A 17837-nucleotide genomic window follows, 5' to 3' on the forward strand; every position below is an offset into this window, starting at 1 on the left:
AACTTTTTTAAGAATTAGTAAAACCAAAATTAGATCAGTATAAGATTACAAAATTGTCTGGTTTCTAATACATATTTTATAGTTTTGATAAACTTTTGACTTATGGACTATATAATAAGAGATGCTGTAGCAGAGGATATGCCTCAAGTACTTAAATTAATTGAAGAATTAGCTCTTTTTGAAAAAGAACCTGATGCCGTAGAAGTGACGGTAGAAGATCTGATTAATGAAGGTTTTGGAGAAAAGCCATTGTTTCATTGTTTTGTGGCAGAAATTAATAATGAGTTAGTAGGTTTAGCACTGGTGTATTTTAGGTTTTCTACGTGGAAAGGAAGAACTGTGCATCTAGAAGACTTAATTGTTAGAGAGTCTATGAGAGGTTCTGGTATTGGAATGGGATTATATAAAAGAGTTATGCAGTACGGAATTGAGAAAGGAGTTAAAAGAGTAGAGTGGAATGTTCTGGACTGGAATAAGCCCGCAGTTAATTTTTATCTAAAGAGTGGTGCTAAAATTTTAGAAGGTTGGCAGGTTGTGCAGATGGATGAATCTGGATTAAATGCATTTGTTTCAAAGATGTAATATGGAGATGAATACATTCGTTTATGAACGAAATTATTGTAACTGATGAGGGTTTTTAAATTTGGAGGCGCATCTGTAAAAGATGCAAAAGCGGTAAAAAACGTAGTTCGTGTATTACAAACAGTTGGGCATTCTGATATTGTAATTATAGTATCTGCTATGGGGAAAATAACCAACGCTCTAGAAACAGTTGTAGAACATTATCTTAACAAGAGTGACCAATTTAAAGATGCCATAGACTTTATAAAAAAATATCATCACGAAGTACTTACAGATCTTTTTGTAAATAAACATCATCCAATCTTTGATAAGATAGATTCCCTTATTTTGGATATGGAAACTATGCTTAATAGAAATAAATCCAATCAATACGATTATGTATATGATCAAACGGTTTGTTATGGAGAATTAATATCTACTACAATTATTAGTGAGTATTTGTCAGAAAATGGATACAAAAATGAATTATTAGATGCCAGAGATGTTATAAAGACAAATGATGTTTATCGCGACGCTATTGTAGATTGGGAAATCACTCAAAAAAGTATTGATGCTACAGTAAATAAAAAAGGTCTGACAATAACACAAGGTTTTATAGCTTCTGATTCTAATAATTTTACAACGACACTTGGTAGAGAAGGAAGTGATTATACAGCAGGAATTTTTGCGTATTGTACAAACGCCATAAGTGTAACAATATGGAAGGATGTACCCGGCGTACTAAATGGAGATCCAAGAGTTTTTGAAAACACTAAATTATTATCGCAAATCTCTTATGAAGAAGCTATAGAATTAGCATTTTACGGAGCTTCAGTAATTCATCCTAAAACCTTGCAGCCATTGCAAAGAAAAGAGATCCCATTATATGTGAAATCATTTTTCAACCCCGAAAATGAAGGAACTTCGGTTAAAAAAGGACAAAGATTGGTTCCATATTTGCCTTGTTATATCATAAAAAAGGATCAAATACTTTTATCCCTTTCTTCTTTAGATTTTTCATTTATTGTAGAGGAGAACGTAAGTGAAGTTTTTGCACTTTTTCATAAGTTTCACCTAAAAGTAGATCTTATACAGAACTCCGCAATTAGTTTTTCTGTTTGTTTAGATGATAAATTCAATAATTTTGATGAATTATTAATACACTTAAAAGCAAAATTTAGTGTCACGTACCAAAAGAACGTGTCTTTATTTACCATTAGACATTTCAACAAGGAAGCAATTCTTTTTTTAGAAGAAAATAAGGATATATTGCTTAAACAAAGCACAAAAGAAACGTATCAAATGGTTGCAAAACAATAAGATGCCCTATTCAATGATTTTGCTATATTTGTAGTTAGCACAAAATGTATTTAATGGCGGTAGTCACCTCTAAAGAAGTAGCCAAAGGGCTTAAATTGGATAAACTTGGTTTTATTGGCACTTTTGTTGGCTGGATGATTCTTAAAATCACACGGTTATCAAAAATAAATCGTCAATACGATAGTATTAGTCACTTAGAGGGTGAGGAGTTTGTAAAGAGTGTATTAGATATGTATGGTGTTACTTTTGAGATTCCACCTGAAGATCTAAAAAGATTGCCTAAACAAGGAGCTTTTATTACACTATCTAATCATCCACTGGGCGGGCTTGACGGGATATTGTTGCTTAAGTTAATGTTTGAACACCGCTCGGATTACAAGATAATAGCTAATTTTCTTTTGCATAATTTCACTCCTTTGAAACGATATATTATGCCTGTTAATCCTTTCGAAAATAGAAAGGAAGTAAAATCTAGTCTTGTAGGAATTAGAGGAGCAATTTCGCATCTTAAGGAAGGTAAACCATTGGGAATATTTCCTGCAGGAGAAGTGTCTACAATGAAGGAGGGTAAGCATTATGTGGATAAACCTTGGGAGCCAGGAGCAATGAGATTAGTTAAGAAAGCTAAGGTACCTGTAATTCCGGTATATTTTCATGCAAGAAATAGTAGGCTTTTTTATCAATTGGCGTCAATTAATGATACGCTAAGAACAGCTAAATTACCAAGCGAACTTTTTTCTCAAGAAAATAAAGTCATTAAAGTAAGGATAGGTAACCCTGTTTCAGTAAAAGATCAAGAAGAATATGGTAACATAGAAGATTTTACGAATTTTTTACGTAAAAAAACTTATATGTTAGCCAATCCATATGAGAAGAAAACATTGATGGAATCTATTCCTCAGAATTTAAAAATACCAAAGTCTCCGAAAGAAATCGCGGTAGAAGGAAGTATTAATTCTATAGAGTCGGAACTTACATTTTGTCGTGATAATGACATGCGTTTATTAGCGAGTAAAAATTACGAAGTTTTTCTTGCTAAAAAAGAGTGTATTCCGAATGTTGTGCATGAAATTGGTCGATTACGCGAAATCACATTTAGAGAGATTGGAGAAGGAACAAATCAATCTATCGATTTAGATCCTTTTGATGATTACTATCATCATATGTTTTTATGGGATACGAAGGCTAAAAAACTAGCTGGAGCGTATAGAATGGGGATGGGGAATGAAATTTATTCGAATTTTGGAATTGATGGATTTTATTTACAAGATCTATTTAGGTTCGAACCAGAATTACATAAAATGATGAGTGAATCTATTGAAATGGGTAGAGCATTTATCATAAAAGAATATCAACAACGTCCGATGCCGTTATTTTTACTTTGGAAAGGGATTGTGCACTGTACACTTCGTTTTCCAGATCATAAATATTTAATCGGTGGTGTAAGTATAAGTAATAAGTTTAGTAATTTTTCTAAATCATTGATGATCGAGTTTATGAAATCTCATTATTACGATCCTTATGTGGCACAATATGTTAGACCTAAAAAAGAATTTAAGGTTAAACTTAAGGATGCGGATAAGGATTTTGTGTTTGATGAGAGTAGAAGTGATCTTAATAAATTTGATAAAATTATTGATGAAATCGAACCTGGAAGTCTTCGTATACCGGTTTTGATAAAAAAATACATTAAACAAAACGCTAAGGTTGTAGCGTTTAATGTTGATCCATTATTTAATAATGCCGTTGATGGATTGATGTATATAAGAATAGCAGACTTGCCTGATAGCACGGTTAAACCGGTAATGGAAGAGTTTCAGGCGGAATTAGAACAGAAGTATTTTAAAAATGCCGACAAATAATCGGTAATTGGTAGTTTTTTTGTGTAGTTAATCGTAAAATTCCCGTTTTTTCTTACTCTATTCTTTTAGAATACTGATATATTTCACTAATTTGATGATTAAAATATCTTGAAGTGGTTGTACAATATATTTACTTTGCTATTGCGTTATTAGGCGTTATATTATTTCTTTTTCTTAATAAAAGACTTTTTAAGTGGTTACAAAGCAAAATAAGTAAACTAGAAAACAATATTTTTTTTGGAAGAACTAAATTCTCTCAGTTCTTTAGATTTATAACTCCTAGAAGAGAAAGACATATTCTTACGTTCATTATAAGGCTTTTAAAGATAACTGTAATCTTTATTTTTTTCATATTCTATCTTCCTTTTCTATTTAGTCTGGTTCCACAAACGAAGGAGTATGCTGATGTTGTTTTAGGGTATATAAAGAAACCTTTAGTGTTTTTATATGAAGGGTTAGTGGGTTTTATACCGAACTTATTTTTTATTATTGTTATCTTTTTTGTGACTAAATATCTAATAAGGTTTTTAAAATATGTAACAGCAGAATTAGAAAAAGAAGCAGTGCGTCTAGATGGTTTTCATGCAGATTGGGCAAGACCGACTTTTAACTTATTACGTGTTTTTATAATTGCTTTTGCACTCATAATTGTCTTTCCATACATACCAGGTTCTGATTCTCCTGCTTTTAAAGGCTTATCAATTTTCTTTGGTATTTTATTTTCTTTGGGATCTACCTCTGCGATATCTAATATTGTAGCAGGTGTTGTGATAACATATATGCGACCTTTTAAAGTAGGTGATAGGGTTGAGATAGGAAATACTATTGGAGATGTTACAGAAAGAAGTCTTTTAGTAACACGAATTCGTACAATAAAAAACCTGGATGTGACAATTCCTAACTCTTCAATTTTAGGAAATCATATTATCAATTTTACTAAGAACGCTTCAGAAGATGTAGGTGTTATTCTACATACTTCGGTTACCATTGGATATGATGTGTCTAGTAATGACGTTATAGAAGCATTAAAACAGGGAGCAAAGAATACGGATCAGGTTTTAAGCGAACCCGTACCCTTTGTTTTGATTAAAAGTTTGGATGATTTTTATGTAAATTATGAATTAAATGTTTACACCAAAAATCCCGAAAAGTCAGCTGCCATTTATTCGATACTACATGAGAATATTAAAAATGAATTACATCAATCGGGAATAGAAATTCTATCCCCACACTATCATGCCGTAAGAGATGGAAACAATCTGGCAGTTCCGCCTTCGAACATTCCTGAAAACTATGCTAAACCAGGGTTTAAGATTGACAAGTAATTTGATTAAAACCTATGTAGTTTGTAAAACGCTTTTATTTACAAAATCGTGGCAATATTCTTTAATTTGATTTCTTGTTTTGGTAAAAGCTGCATGAATTTCTTCTTCAGTTCCTTCTACTTTTGAAGGATCAAAAAAGTTGTAATGCAAGCGTTCTGCTTTTCCTGGAAAAAAAGGGCACCTTTCTTTTGCATTATCACAAACTGTGAGAATATAATCGAATTTTAGATCTAAATATTCCTCTAGGTTGTTAGATGTATGATTAGAGATATCAATTCCATCTTCTTTCATAATGGCGATAGCTCTAGGGTTTACACCATGAGTTTCTACTCCGGCACTATAAACCGTTGCACTATCTTTTGCAAAATGTTTTAAATAGCCTTCTGCCATTTGACTTCTACAGGAATTTCCTGTGCATAATACTAAAATGTTCATTATTGTGGTGTTTTTTGTGGTTATATTATTGTTTTACTTCTACGTTCTAAAATGGTATTGTCATACCATATGTTAGACAACTTGCCTATTTTTTCTCTATATCCAATGACTCTAAATCCTAGGGATGTGTGTAGATGAATGCTAGCTTTGTTATTACTAAATATTCCTGCTTGTAGGGTCCAAAATCCTTTTTTTTCGCTTTCTTCAATTAATTTAGTCAAAAGTAACTTGCCGACCCCCAAATTCCTACGATTTGATGTTATGTAAATACTAATTTCTGCAACGCCTCTATAAACATCTCTTGTAGAGACAGGAGCTAAAGCTGCCCAACCAATAATTTCATTATTTAGAACAGCTTTTAATCTGCAGGATCTAATATGAACTTGATTCCATTGTTCCCATTTTGGGATCTTGGTTTCGAAAGTTGCCATACCAGTATCTATTCCTTCTTTGTAGATTTTAGCAATATCTTGCCAATCTTCTTCACTAAAAGTTAGTATTTCTATTTTGGATTTCATCTAGCAACATCCACTTCCTGGAGCGCAAGAATTAGCTTCAATAGAAGCAGTTTCTGGAACGCCACAAAGCTCTTTTGCTTTACAATCGGTAGGGTTTACCGCAAGCTTTACGATTAATTGTCCATCATTTACATTAAATCCTGTGATATGTAAATGTGCGGTGTGAAACATAGCATTTCCGTATTCTATCTTTACCGGAGCATCCATTTCATAGGCTGTCATTGTTCCTACCTTTCTAAGAATACCTAATGCCTTATAAGAACTTAAATAATCTCGTTTCCCTAATTCATTTGGACTTTCCCATAACTGAATGATTGTTTCTTTCCAAGAATCTGTTCCTGCTCCACAATCAACAGAGTCTATGGTTACATGTTTTACTTCTGTAATATGATAATTAGCACCTACCAGCATTCCAGGCGCATATTCAAACAGTAAAGGTTTGTCTTGATGTTCTCCTAATAATGAAATAAATTCTGATGTATTCATAATATAAATAATTTATTTTTTTGTTTAACAACAGTTCTGTTTCGTGGTATTAAAAAATGAATTGAGATTTTGTTGTAATTCATTCCATTTGTCAATATTGATACAATAACACATACTTTTTCCTTCGACTTCTCCTTTTAGGAGGCCAATGCTTTTTAATTCCTTGAGATGTTGTGATATAGTAGCTTGTGCTAAACCTATTTCTTCTACCAAATCATTACATATACAAGCATCTTGTTTACTTATATATTGAAGTATGGCGATACGCGCAGGATGCCCAAGTATTTTAAAAGTTTGAGCTAGTTCATTTTGTTGTTGATCGAATATTTGAGTTTTGGTAATACCCATAATGTCATTTTAATATCGCAATATTACGATATTAAAATGAAATAAAAAAGCCAGAATAATATTTTCTGGCTTTTTTGTTTTTTTTAGAACCAAGGTTTTTTACCTACTTGATAGGTTTGATAGAATTCTTCATCAGATTTGGTCAAGTAAATAATCCCCTCAATTAATCCTACAATACCACCTGCACCACAGGTAACTACTGATATAATTAATTGGATAATACCTTCTTTATTGTACCCTAAAACAAATTTATGAATCCCTAATGATCCAAAAAGTATTCCTAAGATACCTGCAAGAACTTTTTTGTTATCACCTGTTACTTCGTTAAATGTTTCTTTGGCCCCTTCGGCAAACTCACTAGCTGTTTCTTTTGCTGCATCAAGCGCTTCTTCAGCTCCTTTTTTCAGATCGTCTCCCAAATTGTTGTTTTCTTCACTCATAATTTTGTTATATACAATTGATTAGTGTGTAGAAAGTTACAAAAAAATATGATTATATAGAATCATTATAAAAAAGGTAACACAATGAAAATCTTCAAATATGATCTGTTAAAACCTTTTTTAAAGCTGTAATTAGATTGTAAGCTTATAAAAATGCTTTATCTATAGGTTCCCAAAGCTCAATTTTATTGCCTTCGGGATCTACAATCCACCCAAATTTACCATATTCATATTCTTCTATTTCACCAACTATTTTTACCCCTTCTTCTTTTAGAACTTTTAAGAGTTCTACTAGGTTTTCTACTCTAAAATTCATCATGAATTCTTTTTTGCTAGGAGAAAAATAGTTGGTGTCTTCTTTAAAAGGGCTCCATTGCGTAGAACAATCATTGCCATCTTTGTCTTTCCACCAAAAAGTACATCCATAATCATCTACAGGTAACCCTAAATGTTTGCCGTACCATTCTTTTGTTGTTTTTGGATCTTTTGTTTTGAAAAAAAAACCTCCTAGCCCTGTTACTCGTTTCATATATAAAATCTTTATTACTTATTTTTTGATATTCGTCTCGTATATTTCAATCCATTTTTCTGGAGTCATCTTTGTAGCTAGCTCGCCTATCAATTGCAGAGGAATTTGATCAATTTTCTTAAAACGAATACAACTTTTTCCCATGTCTAATTTTGTTTTTACATATTTTGGATATTCTCCTACAAACCAATCCATTAATTCTTTATCCGCATAAATCCCCATATGATATAAGGCAATAAAGTTCTTCTGAGATGCAATATTCATAAATGGTAACGGTAATTTTGGATCGCAATGATATCCGTTGGGATATGTTTCGTGAGGGATCACATATCCTATTAACCCATAATTCATTACTTCAGAGAATCCTTCTGGCAGATTATCCAAAATCACCTTTCTTAGATTTTGCATTACCTCTTTGCGTTCTTCAGGTATGGCTTCAATATATTCATCTGGTGTGTTTGCTTTGTATTGCATACTGTTTATGTTTTAATTATTGAGATGGCTTTCTTTGTAGTATAAGTCCCGAAATCAGCGAGATAATAAAACCAATGATTAGAACAGTGGCAGACATCAATAAAAAGTTCATTAAAGGACTTGAGAATAATTCTTTTTGGGTCTCTAATTCTGAAAGCTTTATTTTAAATTCTTCTTCAGAAAGAGTAGTACGCATTTCTTCTATAATGTGACCATAATATTCTGCAGAAAAATCGGGGTTGATATACTTTATATAAATTACATCTAATAATCCAAATGCGATTGCGGCAAATAAAGAAATCAATAATCCAATTATCAATGCTTTCCCGAAAGATACTGCACCATTATTTTCTGTATCTCTGTAATGCTTTATGCCAAAGTATACGAAAATAAGGGATACTACCATACTGGCATATCCAATTACTTCTTGTAGAGAATAGGATAAGTTTTTTCCAAGAGTCAATGCTAAAGTAAATAGTATGCATATGGTTATCGAACCATATATTCCATAACGTACAACTGTATTTTTCATGTCTATTATAATTTATGATTTAAGTCAAAAGTAGTTTTGATAATCAAAAAATCACTCATACTAAAGTATGAATTGTATAGCACTTTTGTGCTAAAAGCCTTTAAAATTGGATAATTTGAAGCTCTTTGGCGATTTGTATAGCCTGTGTACGGCGTTTAGCATTTAACTTGACTAAGATGTTTGACACATGTGTTTTGATGGTACTTTCTGACACAAAAAGTTTTTTTGCTATTTCTTTATTAGACAAACCTGAAGCTATTTCGCATAACACCTCATATTCCCGTTTGCTTAAACCTAATGTTTTGATTTTTTCGTGATCTATTTCTTTTGAATTACTTTTTTCTCTGTGAAGTACTTTTTTATTAATTATGATTCCAATAACAAAAAAAACGATGGCTATTCCTGCAATAATAAATTCTATAGAGGTGTTGCCAGATACAAGACTGTATTTACTTAACTGAAAAAGTATAAGTAGTGCTAAAACTAGTGCTCCGAAGATGAATATGGTTTTCTTCACATTATAAATTTACTAAAACAAGATGTAATCACTTATTATTGCTGTGCTAAATAAATTATTTAGAAAGCAAGTCAATCTCTTTTTGAAGATTTTGTTTAGCTTGTTTTTCTAGTGTATTATAAAAATGCCCTGTTTTATAAATTTTAGGCATTTCAATGAAGTGTTCTAGTACTTTGATCCTGCCTTTATTGTACATAAAATCTGGGTAGTATTTATATTCTTTTCTAACTTGTTTAAAGTACATTTCATAATCGGCCCAACTACTTCCTAGAATTGAAAGATCAGCATCCGTAAAATAATTAACATCGTTGTTTTTAGAAATTTGATGGCCTTTGGTTGCTAAAATTATTTCTTTACAAAGCTCAACTCTTTCTGAACTAATAAATAATGAGGATAATACTTCTTCAGCTTTTTGTGCACTTCGTTCTTCATTATCTTGTTTTAAAACGTTGTAAATGCAATCATGATAGAACAATGAAAATAACACAATATCCCAGTCTACAATTTCTTCTTGTACCGAAAGTAAATTTTGATACAAATTTTCTAGATGCGATAGATTATGGTAATATCGACTTTTTTTACTGTGATTTTTGATTACATAATCCCATAGAGAACTGGAAATTTTTTGATTTTCAGAATATTTGGTAATCAGTTGTATGAATATTTCTTCTAGCAAAATTCAGCTTTGATTTTATCTACAATTGTTTGAGCAAGCTTTTCTTTAGATTCAATAGTCCAACCAGCAATGTGAGGACTAAGAATTACATTGTCCATTTTTATTAAGTCTTTTAGTGGTTCGGGCATTTCAGCTTCTGAAGAAAATAATTGTTCAAAAGAAGATTTTTCGTATTCGAGTACGTCTAATCCCGCTCCTAAAATTTTCCCTGATTGTAAACCATCTACCAAGTCTTTGGTAACTATACTTTTTCCTCTAGCAGTATTGATGAGCCAAAATGGTTTTTTGAATTTATCGATAAACTTAGCGTCTATCATTTTGTTGGTTAAAGGAGTCCAAGGTGTATGCAAACTTAAAACATCTGTTTTTTCAAAAAGTTCTTCTAAGCTAACTTGAGTAGCATCGCTATTTTCAACATCTTCTTTGATATCGTAGCAAATTACTTCTACATCGAAACCTCTCAATTTACGCGCAAAAGCTCTTCCCATATTACCATATCCAATGATACCAATAGTTTTTAAATCTAGTTCGATACCACGATTTGCTTCACGGTTCCAATGACCATTCTTTACCTGACGATCTGCTGTGTTTAATTTATTGAATAGTGATAAAATCATTCCTAAAGCGTGTTCTCCTACAGCATTACGATTTCCTTCGGGAGCAGAAAAGAGTTTAATGCCTTTTTTTTCTGCATAATCAGTGTCAATACTTTCTAGGCCTGCACCAACCCGACCAATAAACTTTAGGTTTGTAGCTTTATTTAAAAATTCTTTATCAATTTTAATACGGGATCTGATTATGATTCCATCATATTCTTTTATTATTGATTCGATTTCAGGCTTTCCGGACGTATAACTTTCTTCGTTTTCAAACCCTAAATCATTTAATTGATTGATTAACAGAGAATGATTAGCATCTATATGCAGTATTTTCATGAACGATATTATTAGTATTTCAAAAGTAACTAATAAAAGATAAAATAATTTTAACGAAAGTACAATTATATATGATATCGTTTTTTTATTCTTAGTTGATTAAGTTGTGGAATTTGAAGGGATAAAAATAGCTTTGATTCTATCGATAATTCCCTGTAGGATGCTAAAGATTGCATCAGAAGAAAAACCACCAATAAGTGCCATTAGTCCTTTGTTGAATAGATTAATTTGCTGAGCATCTTTTTGATAAAAAGAAATAATCTCCGAAGAAATTAGCCCAGCAATAACTCCCAAGATAATTAATGCGACGTAGTAGATCGTATCTTCTGGAACCAAAGTGCCATTTTTTACTGCCGTACTTACATTTTTTAGTAAATAAAAAAGTACTCCTAAACCTGATATAGCAGTTAGAAAACCTAAATTTAGGAGTAATGAAAGACCTTGGTTATCCATAATACCTTTGTCCAATGAATCGTTATTTACTTCTGGAGAAAGTCCAGTAATGATAAATGCGATTAGAAAAATTATAGATAATATGATTAAGTTTCTTACCAAAGGTAATTTGCTGAACAATGTCTTTCCTTTTTCTTCTTCTCTAAGTTTTTTAGTGTACTCAATAGATTTTGGTGTAGCAGGTGAAATATTTTTGCATAATATGTTATGAGAATTGATAAGATCATCTACCGTACTATTTTGAATAAGCGTATTCACCTCTGTATTTATAGTTATACCATTAAAAATAGCATAAGAGAGCATATTATTTATTTCATTACTAAGCTTATGAATGATTTCTTTAGAAATTCCAGGAACTATTTCAGGTTTTGGAGAGATAGTTTTTACTGTTTTATCGGTAGCTTTACTGATGTTAGTTGCAGTTGCCATGGTGTTAAGAATTTATAGATAGTTATTTAGTACTTTAAAACTATAAAATTATAATCGGTAAAAAGCATAGTATTTATACCTGTTTTTAAGCTAGCATTTTTCTATAAATCTAACCGCCAGAATAAATGTTGTTTTTAATATATTATATAGATAGTTAGATCATTTACAAAGTTTAAAATAGTGTTCTATTTGATAAAACCAGAAATTGCTTAGATACTTGGGGAGTTTTTTTTATATATTTAGTAGGAAATAGCATTATAATAGCGTGTTATAAAAAAACACTACTATACTTATGTTAAACAAGTAGTTTTATTTTGTAAATTGACTAAAAATTATGAGAAAGTATAGTTAAATGACTTTGCTTATGTATAATAATTCAAAACCCAAAATTAAAATATGATGAGATCACTACTATTATTATTTGCTGTTACCCTTTTGTTTTCTTGTAAAACTCAACAAAAAGGAGAATCTTTAGGTGGAAACGAGGATATTGAGGCTATAGCAGAAGATGAATTACTTACAGGAAAAGTGTTAGGTAAAAGGAAAAAGAAAATGGAATATGTAGCTGTTAAGTTAGTTGTAGATGAAAATACTTGTATGAAGGCTTATACAGATAAAGATGGTCTATATGATTTTTTAATCAATCCAAGTAAGTTAAAAGCTGATAGTTATTTTGAGTTTGTTTATAAGGGATACGCTAAAAAACAGATTCCTTATAGTGAGATAGCAGAAAAAGGTACTGTTACTTTAAGCACAAAAGGAGAGGTTGTAACAACCACAGATTATCGTTTGTTTTATGAGGCAATTAGATCTTGTAAGGACGAATTATAATTGGTGAAATTGCTTAATAGGTAAAAACTATATCTTTTTTAGTACTTATTAAACTAGTTTAATTTTCTTTTTGTCTTTAGCAGATTTATAAATTGCTTCTACAATTCTAATGTCTTTTATACCTTCTTCACCGGGAACTAAGACATCAGTATTATTTATTATAGATAAAGCATCATCATCCATTTGTTTGGCTTGTTGGTTTTCTATATATGTATTTAATAAAGTTCCGTCACTGGCTTCGCCTTGTACGCCACCATACATTGAAAATGGTTGTAGTTGATACCATCCATTATTAGTGTTTACGCGTAACCGATGCATATCATGTCCAACACTTGTTTTTCCATGGGCTATTACGCCTGAGGGGAACTCTAATGTAAAATGCGTTGTTTCATCGGTTTCAGTAAATATATCTGGTCTTGTAGTCATTTGTTCAGCTACTACAGATATTGGTTCTTCTCCGGTTGCATACCTCGCCGCATTTAATGAATATACACCTAGGTCATACATAGTTCCTCCTCCTAAAGCTGCATCTAGTCTCCAGCTTCTTTCTGGATTTCTTACATTATAACCAATTTCAGCATAAACTTCTTTAATATTTCCATAAGGTTTGGTAGTAGCCCATTTTATAACTTGTTGTGTATTGGGTTCGTGTTGCATTCGATATCCAATAGATAGTTTTACTTTATTTTTTTTACAAGCACTAATGATGGATTGACATTCTTTTTCGGTTTTTGCCATCGGTTTTTCACACCATACGTGTTTTCCTGTATTAGCCGCTTTAATTGCATATTTTGCGTGTAAACCAGTGGGTAGTACAATATATATTACATCTATATCTGGATTATCCGCAATACGGTCCATATTCTCATAGTTATAAACATTTTTATCTGGAATATTATATTTCTTTTGCCAGATAGGTATTTTAGATGGTGTTCCAGTAACTATTCCAGTCAATTGGCAATGTTTTGTTAATTGTAATGCTGGTGCCAGGATTGAAGTACTATAGTTGCCTAATGCTACTAAACATACTCCTAGTTTTTTATTTGGAGTGTTAGAGAATAAATGTGCGGATGGTATAATACTATAACTTGCTATTAACCCAATATTTCGGATAAATGACCTTCTATTTATACTCATAAACCTATTTATTAAATTTTTTAAAGGAAAAATCTATTAAAAAAATATTATTGTTTAAATATCAATGTATTGAGAAACAGTCCTTTCACTTTCTACTTCTCCGGTATGTTTAGTACTTGCTTTTTCAAATAATAGAACGTGAACTTCTTCATCATTTTCTGTAGAAGGACAATGTTCCACTCCTTTTGGCACAACAATGATTTCCCCTGCATTAACTTTAACAGTTTTATCTCTAAACTTCATGAAAAGTGTACCTTTTACAACTTGAAAAAGTTCGTCTTCGTCGTCATGCTTATGCCAAATAAAATCACCGCTTAACTTTGCAAGATAAACTTGATTGTTATCCACCATTGCTATGCGATGTGGATGCCATTGCTTGTTAAATTGAGATAGTTTATCTTTAATATTAATTGCTTCCATGTTTTCAACTTAATTATGTCAAAACAAGGTACTTATTTCTTTATTGATTCTGGTAGGTCTTAACGTTTCTTTATGGAGTAAACACCACATGGTTTTGGCGGTAACTATTACTTTTTTGGTAGAAGTTTTTATTATTTTAGTGTGTCGTTCACTTTTTGCACCATGATGATGATCAATCCATGTTTGGATTGTTAGTTCATCATGTTCAACGGCTGGACTGTGATATTCTATGAAATGATTTAAAACTACCCATACGTAGGTTTCTCTAATCGTTTCTGTTGTTTTTGTTTCCCAATGTTTTTTTGCAATATCCTGTACCCAATGCAAGTAGGTAACATTATTTACATGATTCATATCATCAATTGCGGATTTTGGTACCGTGATAGTATATTGAAATACGTCAGAGTTCATAATAAGAGTAGTACTAATTATAATTAATGGAGTTCTAAAACTTAAAACCCAAGTATTAATTTTGCGATGTAAAAAAACAAGAAAATTCCAAAAATATCATTACTAGTAGTAATAAATGGACCAGTTGCAATAGCTGGATCAATACCTCTTTTGTCAAGAATTATAGGAACAAATGTACCTATCAAAGCGGCTACTATGATTACACTCATAAGTGCTGTAGCGATAGTTAAACTAAATGAAATTTCGTAGCTCATAACAATTCCAAATAGTATCACTAAAAGAGCTAGAGCAACTCCATTTATTAGACTAAGCCCAATTTCCTTTAATAATCGTTTCCAAAGACTGCCTTTTACATTGTCATTTGCCAAACCTTGCACAATAATGGCTGAAGATTGAACTCCCACATTACCTGCCATCGCTGCAATAAGAGGTGTGTAAAAGAATAGATCTCGTATTCTAGGATTGGTCATTACATCTTCAAAATCTTGCATAATAAAAACACTTCCTAAACCTCCAAATAACCCTAGAATTAACCAAGGTAAACGTGCTCTAGTAAGTTCCCATACATTATCATCGGCTTCTACATCCTGAGATATACCAGCTGCCATTTGGTAATCTTTTTCTGCTTCTTCCTTAATAAAATCAACCATGTCATCAATTGTGATACGACCAACAAGAACCGTTTCATGATCAACTACAGGAATGGCCTCGAGATCATATTTTTGCATAATTCTTGCTACCTCTTCACCTTCAGTTTCTATATTAACATAGTCTACTTTAGGGATATAAACATCTCTGATATATGCTTTTGTAGGAGCAGTAAGTAAATCTTTAAGAGATAATCTTCCTTTTAATTTTCCTTCTTTATCTATTACATAGATTGAATGTACTCTGGTTACTTTTTCTGCCTGACGACGCATTTCCCGAACACACCCGGCAACTGTCCAAGTTTCTTTTACTTTTACAAGTTCTTTTGCCATTAATCCTCCTGCTTTATCTTCTTCATACAGCAGCAGTTCTTTTATATCTTCAGCGTGTTTTTCATCCTCAATCTCAGCGATTACCTCTTCTGCACGATCTTCAGGAAGTTCTGCAATAATATCTGCAGCATCATCCGTGTCCATTTCTTCTAACTCTTCTGCAATTTCTTTTACAGATAGGTTTTCAAGAATACGTTCTCGGAAATCTTCTTCTAACTCCATTAGAGCCTCCGAAGATTTTTCACTATCTAATAATTTAATTAAGTAAGTTGCTTGATATAAGTTAAGCTCACCGATTATTTCGGCAATATCGGCAAAGTGGATTTCATCGAGCATTTCTTGTAAACGAGTATCGCTTACATCTTCAATAAGATGCTTTACTTGATCGATAAGCTCATCTGAAATCTCGAATGACATAGTGTACTTGTTTATGGGATTTCTTTACAAACGCTCACAAAGATAACCAAAGAATTGAATTGCAGTTTAGATTGACGTTAAATGAATTAAATTCTTGATTTTTCAATTAACAAAGTGAGTTCTATAAATTGATCAACACTTAACTGTTCTGGTCTTTTAGTTAGTATTTCCATTTCTTTTATTTCATCAGGTAATTGAAATGTTTTAAGACTGTTTCTCAATGTTTTTCTTCGTTGCCCAAAAGAAGTCTTGACTACTTTATAAAAAAGTTTTTCATCACAAGGAAGTGTGTGATTTGATTTTCGAATCAATCGTAAAACTCCGCTATCCACCTTGGGCGGAGGATTAAAAACAGAAGGAGGAACTGTAAATAAATACTCAGCATTATAAAATGCCTGGGTTAATACCGATAAAATACCGTAGGCTTTACTTCCTGGTTTTTCACAAATACGTTGGGCTACTTCTTTCTGAAACATCCCGGTAAACTCAGGAATTCGTTTTCGTTTTTCTAATGTCTTAAAAACAATTTGAGAGGAAATGTTATATGGAAAGTTACCAGTAATAGCAAATGGATCATTGTCAAATAATGTATCTAAATCGTATTTAAGAAAGTCTGCTTCGATAACTTTAAAAGCTCCTTTTCCATTTCTAATTTCTGGATGTTCTAAAGGGAAACTAGTATTGAGGTAATCTATAGATTCTGTATCTAAATCCATAGCAATTAAATCTACATCTTTTTGTAGTATATATTTAGTAAGTACACCCATTCCTGGGCCTATTTCAATTACATTAGTATAACCGTTTAGTGTTAATGTGTCTCCAATTTTTTTAGCAATATTTTCATCTTTTAGGAAATGCTGACCCAAATGTTTTTTAGCACGCACAGCAGTTTTTTCTATTCGAACTCTATCGTTAGATGATTGCTTTTTATTTTTTTTAAATTTAGAGGACATCCTAAACTTGTTTTGTTAAAGGTTTTATATTTTCTAGGATTGTCTTTTCGATTTCTATTCTATCTTTTTTTGAAAGCCAAGAAATTTCAAGATCAATTTTTTCTCCGTCTGTAGTAATAACATAAGGTTCAGAACCACCCTTAGCTGGATAAAAACTTTGGATTAAATTATAAGGTATATCTTGGTTGCCGATATTTATATAATCTTCATAGGTAGTAATACCAGGATTGTTAGAACGTATTATTAAAAATGCGGATATTATAAATAAAGCAATAAGAACTACAGTTATAATTTTTTCGAAAATAGAGCTTGCTATAAAAAATGAAACAATATTTAAAAAAACACTAATTATAAAAACCCCAAAACCAGCACATACTATAAGACCAAAAATCTTAATAGCATACAGTAATGTTGGTCTATATTGTTTCATATTATTGTTCACTAATAATTTCTAATTCTGTTCTAAACGCAACAAAATGTCCTGTAAATCGATTTGTTTTAGCTCTTAATCTTTCTGCGTCTACTTTATAATATTGTTCTAAGGTACTTTTACTATCCGTTGTGTATTGTACAGAATATGTATAGCCTCCCATTTCCTCTTCCACCAACACCTTACTCATTAAGGCTTTACTAAACTTCCCTGTTGCGAGCATATCAGGAATATGCTCATTTTTCATCCAGGATAACCATTCTTGGTGCTTAGTCTCTTCTATATTAATAGTAACATTGTAAATATACATATTCGTAATTGTCTTTATTGATCTAAGGGAATCAATGCTTTTATAATTAACTTACAAAGTTACGAAGAAGCTTAGACCTGTTATAACGATCACATTGTTATTTGAGTT

24 protein-coding genes are annotated in these 17837 nt (G+C 31.6%); 5 read left to right on the forward strand and 19 right to left on the reverse strand.

The features are described 5' to 3' along the window. Positions 1 to 102: 102 nt before the first annotated feature. The 4 genes from D1815_RS18355 (at position 103) to D1815_RS18370 (ending at position 5068) form a co-directional block, all read left to right on the forward strand. Positions 103 to 582: a GNAT family N-acetyltransferase gene (locus tag D1815_RS18355; RefSeq protein ID WP_118388787.1), complete on the forward strand. Its 480-nt coding sequence runs from the start codon at positions 103 to 105 to the stop codon at positions 580 to 582. 45 nt (positions 583 to 627) lie between these two features. After that, positions 628 to 1881, forward strand: a complete 1254-nt coding sequence (locus tag D1815_RS18360; protein ID WP_118388789.1) for an aspartate kinase — start codon at positions 628 to 630, stop codon at positions 1879 to 1881. Between the two features lie 53 nt (positions 1882 to 1934). Beyond that, complete coding sequence (locus tag D1815_RS18365; protein ID WP_118388791.1) at positions 1935 to 3743, forward strand: lysophospholipid acyltransferase family protein; 1809 nt, start codon at positions 1935 to 1937, stop codon at positions 3741 to 3743. 113 nt (positions 3744 to 3856) lie between these two features. Continuing rightward, a complete protein-coding gene (locus D1815_RS18370) occupies positions 3857 to 5068 on the forward strand; it encodes a mechanosensitive ion channel family protein (protein WP_118388793.1) in 1212 nt (403 codons plus the stop codon). Positions 5069 to 5080: 12 nt separating this feature from the next. Here the strand turns inward: D1815_RS18370 and D1815_RS18375 are convergent, their stop codons facing one another. The 12 genes from D1815_RS18375 to D1815_RS18430 all read right to left on the reverse strand — a co-directional run bounded on the left by D1815_RS18375 (position 5081) and on the right by D1815_RS18430 (position 11840). Next, complete coding sequence (locus D1815_RS18375; protein WP_035085463.1) at positions 5081 to 5503, reverse strand: arsenate reductase ArsC; 423 nt, start codon at positions 5501 to 5503, stop codon at positions 5081 to 5083. Between the two features lie 20 nt (positions 5504 to 5523). Continuing rightward, positions 5524 to 6021, reverse strand: a complete 498-nt coding sequence (locus tag D1815_RS18380; RefSeq protein ID WP_118388795.1) for a GNAT family N-acetyltransferase — start codon at positions 6019 to 6021, stop codon at positions 5524 to 5526. Next, on the reverse strand, positions 6022 to 6507 hold the full coding sequence (locus tag D1815_RS18385) for a DUF6428 family protein (RefSeq protein WP_118388797.1): 486 nt from the start codon (positions 6505 to 6507) through the stop codon (positions 6022 to 6024). It abuts the gene before it with no gap. Positions 6508 to 6531: 24 nt separating this feature from the next. Further along, the gene (locus D1815_RS18390; RefSeq protein WP_027393316.1) at positions 6532 to 6855 is read right to left on the reverse strand and encodes a helix-turn-helix transcriptional regulator; all 324 of its coding nucleotides are present in this window, start codon (positions 6853 to 6855) and stop codon (positions 6532 to 6534) included. 83 nt (positions 6856 to 6938) lie between these two features. Further along, the gene (locus D1815_RS18395; protein WP_027393317.1) at positions 6939 to 7295 is read right to left on the reverse strand and encodes a TM2 domain-containing protein; all 357 of its coding nucleotides are present in this window, start codon (positions 7293 to 7295) and stop codon (positions 6939 to 6941) included. A 145-nt stretch (positions 7296 to 7440) separates the two neighbouring features. Next, entirely contained in the window at positions 7441 to 7824 is a 384-nt protein-coding gene (locus D1815_RS18400; RefSeq protein ID WP_027393318.1) for a VOC family protein, read from the reverse strand. A gap of 18 nt (positions 7825 to 7842) precedes the next feature. Beyond that, positions 7843 to 8298 (reverse strand): DUF1801 domain-containing protein, encoded by a 456-nt coding sequence (locus tag D1815_RS18405; protein ID WP_118388799.1) that lies wholly within the window; start codon positions 8296 to 8298, stop codon positions 7843 to 7845. 16 nt (positions 8299 to 8314) lie between these two features. After that, positions 8315 to 8830, reverse strand: coding sequence for a DUF4199 domain-containing protein (locus D1815_RS18410; protein ID WP_118388801.1), 516 nt, complete (start codon positions 8828 to 8830; stop codon positions 8315 to 8317). A 100-nt stretch (positions 8831 to 8930) separates the two neighbouring features. Further along, the gene (locus D1815_RS24050; RefSeq protein ID WP_118388803.1) at positions 8931 to 9347 is read right to left on the reverse strand and encodes a response regulator transcription factor; all 417 of its coding nucleotides are present in this window, start codon (positions 9345 to 9347) and stop codon (positions 8931 to 8933) included. A 55-nt stretch (positions 9348 to 9402) separates the two neighbouring features. Beyond that, positions 9403 to 10023, reverse strand: coding sequence for a hypothetical protein (locus D1815_RS18420; RefSeq protein ID WP_240337530.1), 621 nt, complete (start codon positions 10021 to 10023; stop codon positions 9403 to 9405). Beyond that, positions 10017 to 10958, reverse strand: coding sequence for a 2-hydroxyacid dehydrogenase (locus D1815_RS18425; RefSeq protein ID WP_118388807.1), 942 nt, complete (start codon positions 10956 to 10958; stop codon positions 10017 to 10019). The genes D1815_RS18420 and D1815_RS18425 overlap by 7 nt, the downstream gene beginning before the upstream one ends. A gap of 99 nt (positions 10959 to 11057) precedes the next feature. Then, positions 11058 to 11840, reverse strand: coding sequence for a hypothetical protein (locus D1815_RS18430; RefSeq protein WP_118388809.1), 783 nt, complete (start codon positions 11838 to 11840; stop codon positions 11058 to 11060). Positions 11841 to 12239: 399 nt separating this feature from the next. Between D1815_RS18430 and D1815_RS18435 the strand changes: the two genes are divergently transcribed. After that, positions 12240 to 12671, forward strand: a complete 432-nt coding sequence (locus D1815_RS18435; protein ID WP_035085465.1) for a hypothetical protein — start codon at positions 12240 to 12242, stop codon at positions 12669 to 12671. Positions 12672 to 12719: 48 nt separating this feature from the next. On the opposite strand, the gene D1815_RS18440 is transcribed toward D1815_RS18435, so the two are convergent. The 7 genes from D1815_RS18440 to D1815_RS18470 form a co-directional block, all read right to left on the reverse strand. Then, positions 12720 to 13808, reverse strand: a complete 1089-nt coding sequence (locus tag D1815_RS18440) for a Gfo/Idh/MocA family protein (RefSeq protein ID WP_118388811.1) — start codon at positions 13806 to 13808, stop codon at positions 12720 to 12722. 54 nt (positions 13809 to 13862) lie between these two features. Further along, positions 13863 to 14228, reverse strand: coding sequence for a cupin domain-containing protein (locus D1815_RS18445; protein ID WP_027393327.1), 366 nt, complete (start codon positions 14226 to 14228; stop codon positions 13863 to 13865). Between the two features lie 18 nt (positions 14229 to 14246). Beyond that, positions 14247 to 14639: a thioesterase family protein gene (locus D1815_RS18450; RefSeq protein WP_118388813.1), complete on the reverse strand. Its 393-nt coding sequence runs from the start codon at positions 14637 to 14639 to the stop codon at positions 14247 to 14249. 41 nt (positions 14640 to 14680) lie between these two features. Continuing rightward, positions 14681 to 16036 carry a magnesium transporter gene (gene mgtE / locus D1815_RS18455; protein WP_027393329.1) on the reverse strand — a complete coding sequence of 452 codons (1356 nt, stop codon included), beginning with the start codon at positions 16034 to 16036 and terminating at the stop codon, positions 14681 to 14683. Positions 16037 to 16122: 86 nt separating this feature from the next. After that, positions 16123 to 16989, reverse strand: coding sequence for a 16S rRNA (adenine(1518)-N(6)/adenine(1519)-N(6))-dimethyltransferase RsmA (rsmA, locus tag D1815_RS18460; RefSeq protein ID WP_118388815.1), 867 nt, complete (start codon positions 16987 to 16989; stop codon positions 16123 to 16125). Between the two features lies 1 nt (position 16990). Next, entirely contained in the window at positions 16991 to 17419 is a 429-nt protein-coding gene (locus D1815_RS18465; RefSeq protein WP_035085468.1) for a hypothetical protein, read from the reverse strand. Between the two features lies 1 nt (position 17420). Beyond that, the gene (locus D1815_RS18470; protein ID WP_118388817.1) at positions 17421 to 17729 is read right to left on the reverse strand and encodes a DUF4286 family protein; all 309 of its coding nucleotides are present in this window, start codon (positions 17727 to 17729) and stop codon (positions 17421 to 17423) included. Positions 17730 to 17837: the final 108 nt, after the last annotated feature.

The organism is Aquimarina sp. AD1 (genome assembly GCF_003443695.1).
GTDB classification, from domain to species: Bacteria; Bacteroidota; Bacteroidia; order Flavobacteriales; family Flavobacteriaceae; genus Aquimarina; species Aquimarina latercula.

Excerpts from the sequence above, each read along its gene's own strand:
- D1815_RS18355 (WP_118388787.1), top strand. The coding sequence starts at position 103 with ATGGACTATATAATAAGAGATGCTGTAGCAGAGGATATGCCTCAAGTA.
- D1815_RS18360 (WP_118388789.1), top strand. The coding sequence starts at position 628 with ATGAGGGTTTTTAAATTTGGAGGCGCATCTGTAAAAGATGCAAAAGCG.
- D1815_RS18380 (WP_118388795.1), bottom strand. The coding sequence starts at position 6,021 with ATGAAATCCAAAATAGAAATACTAACTTTTAGTGAAGAAGATTGGCAA.
- D1815_RS18440 (WP_118388811.1), bottom strand. The coding sequence starts at position 13,808 with ATGAGTATAAATAGAAGGTCATTTATCCGAAATATTGGGTTAATAGCA.
- D1815_RS18390 (WP_027393316.1), bottom strand. The coding sequence starts at position 6,855 with ATGGGTATTACCAAAACTCAAATATTCGATCAACAACAAAATGAACTA.
- D1815_RS18385 (WP_118388797.1), bottom strand. The coding sequence starts at position 6,507 with ATGAATACATCAGAATTTATTTCATTATTAGGAGAACATCAAGACAAA.
- D1815_RS18445 (WP_027393327.1), bottom strand. The coding sequence starts at position 14,228 with ATGGAAGCAATTAATATTAAAGATAAACTATCTCAATTTAACAAGCAA.
- D1815_RS18400 (WP_027393318.1), bottom strand. The coding sequence starts at position 7,824 with ATGAAACGAGTAACAGGGCTAGGAGGTTTTTTTTTCAAAACAAAAGAT.
- D1815_RS18410 (WP_118388801.1), bottom strand. The coding sequence starts at position 8,830 with ATGAAAAATACAGTTGTACGTTATGGAATATATGGTTCGATAACCATA.
- D1815_RS18365 (WP_118388791.1), top strand. The coding sequence starts at position 1,935 with ATGGCGGTAGTCACCTCTAAAGAAGTAGCCAAAGGGCTTAAATTGGAT.
- D1815_RS18425 (WP_118388807.1), bottom strand. The coding sequence starts at position 10,958 with ATGAAAATACTGCATATAGATGCTAATCATTCTCTGTTAATCAATCAA.
- D1815_RS18375 (WP_035085463.1), bottom strand. The coding sequence starts at position 5,503 with ATGAACATTTTAGTATTATGCACAGGAAATTCCTGTAGAAGTCAAATG.
- D1815_RS18470 (WP_118388817.1), bottom strand. The coding sequence starts at position 17,729 with ATGTATATTTACAATGTTACTATTAATATAGAAGAGACTAAGCACCAA.
- D1815_RS18395 (WP_027393317.1), bottom strand. The coding sequence starts at position 7,295 with ATGAGTGAAGAAAACAACAATTTGGGAGACGATCTGAAAAAAGGAGCT.
- mgtE (WP_027393329.1), bottom strand. The coding sequence starts at position 16,036 with ATGTCATTCGAGATTTCAGATGAGCTTATCGATCAAGTAAAGCATCTT.
- D1815_RS18405 (WP_118388799.1), bottom strand. The coding sequence starts at position 8,298 with ATGCAATACAAAGCAAACACACCAGATGAATATATTGAAGCCATACCT.
- D1815_RS18430 (WP_118388809.1), bottom strand. The coding sequence starts at position 11,840 with ATGGCAACTGCAACTAACATCAGTAAAGCTACCGATAAAACAGTAAAA.
- rsmA (WP_118388815.1), bottom strand. The coding sequence starts at position 16,989 with ATGTCCTCTAAATTTAAAAAAAATAAAAAGCAATCATCTAACGATAGA.
- D1815_RS18435 (WP_035085465.1), top strand. The coding sequence starts at position 12,240 with ATGAGATCACTACTATTATTATTTGCTGTTACCCTTTTGTTTTCTTGT.
- D1815_RS18450 (WP_118388813.1), bottom strand. The coding sequence starts at position 14,639 with ATGAACTCTGACGTATTTCAATATACTATCACGGTACCAAAATCCGCA.
- D1815_RS18465 (WP_035085468.1), bottom strand. The coding sequence starts at position 17,419 with ATGAAACAATATAGACCAACATTACTGTATGCTATTAAGATTTTTGGT.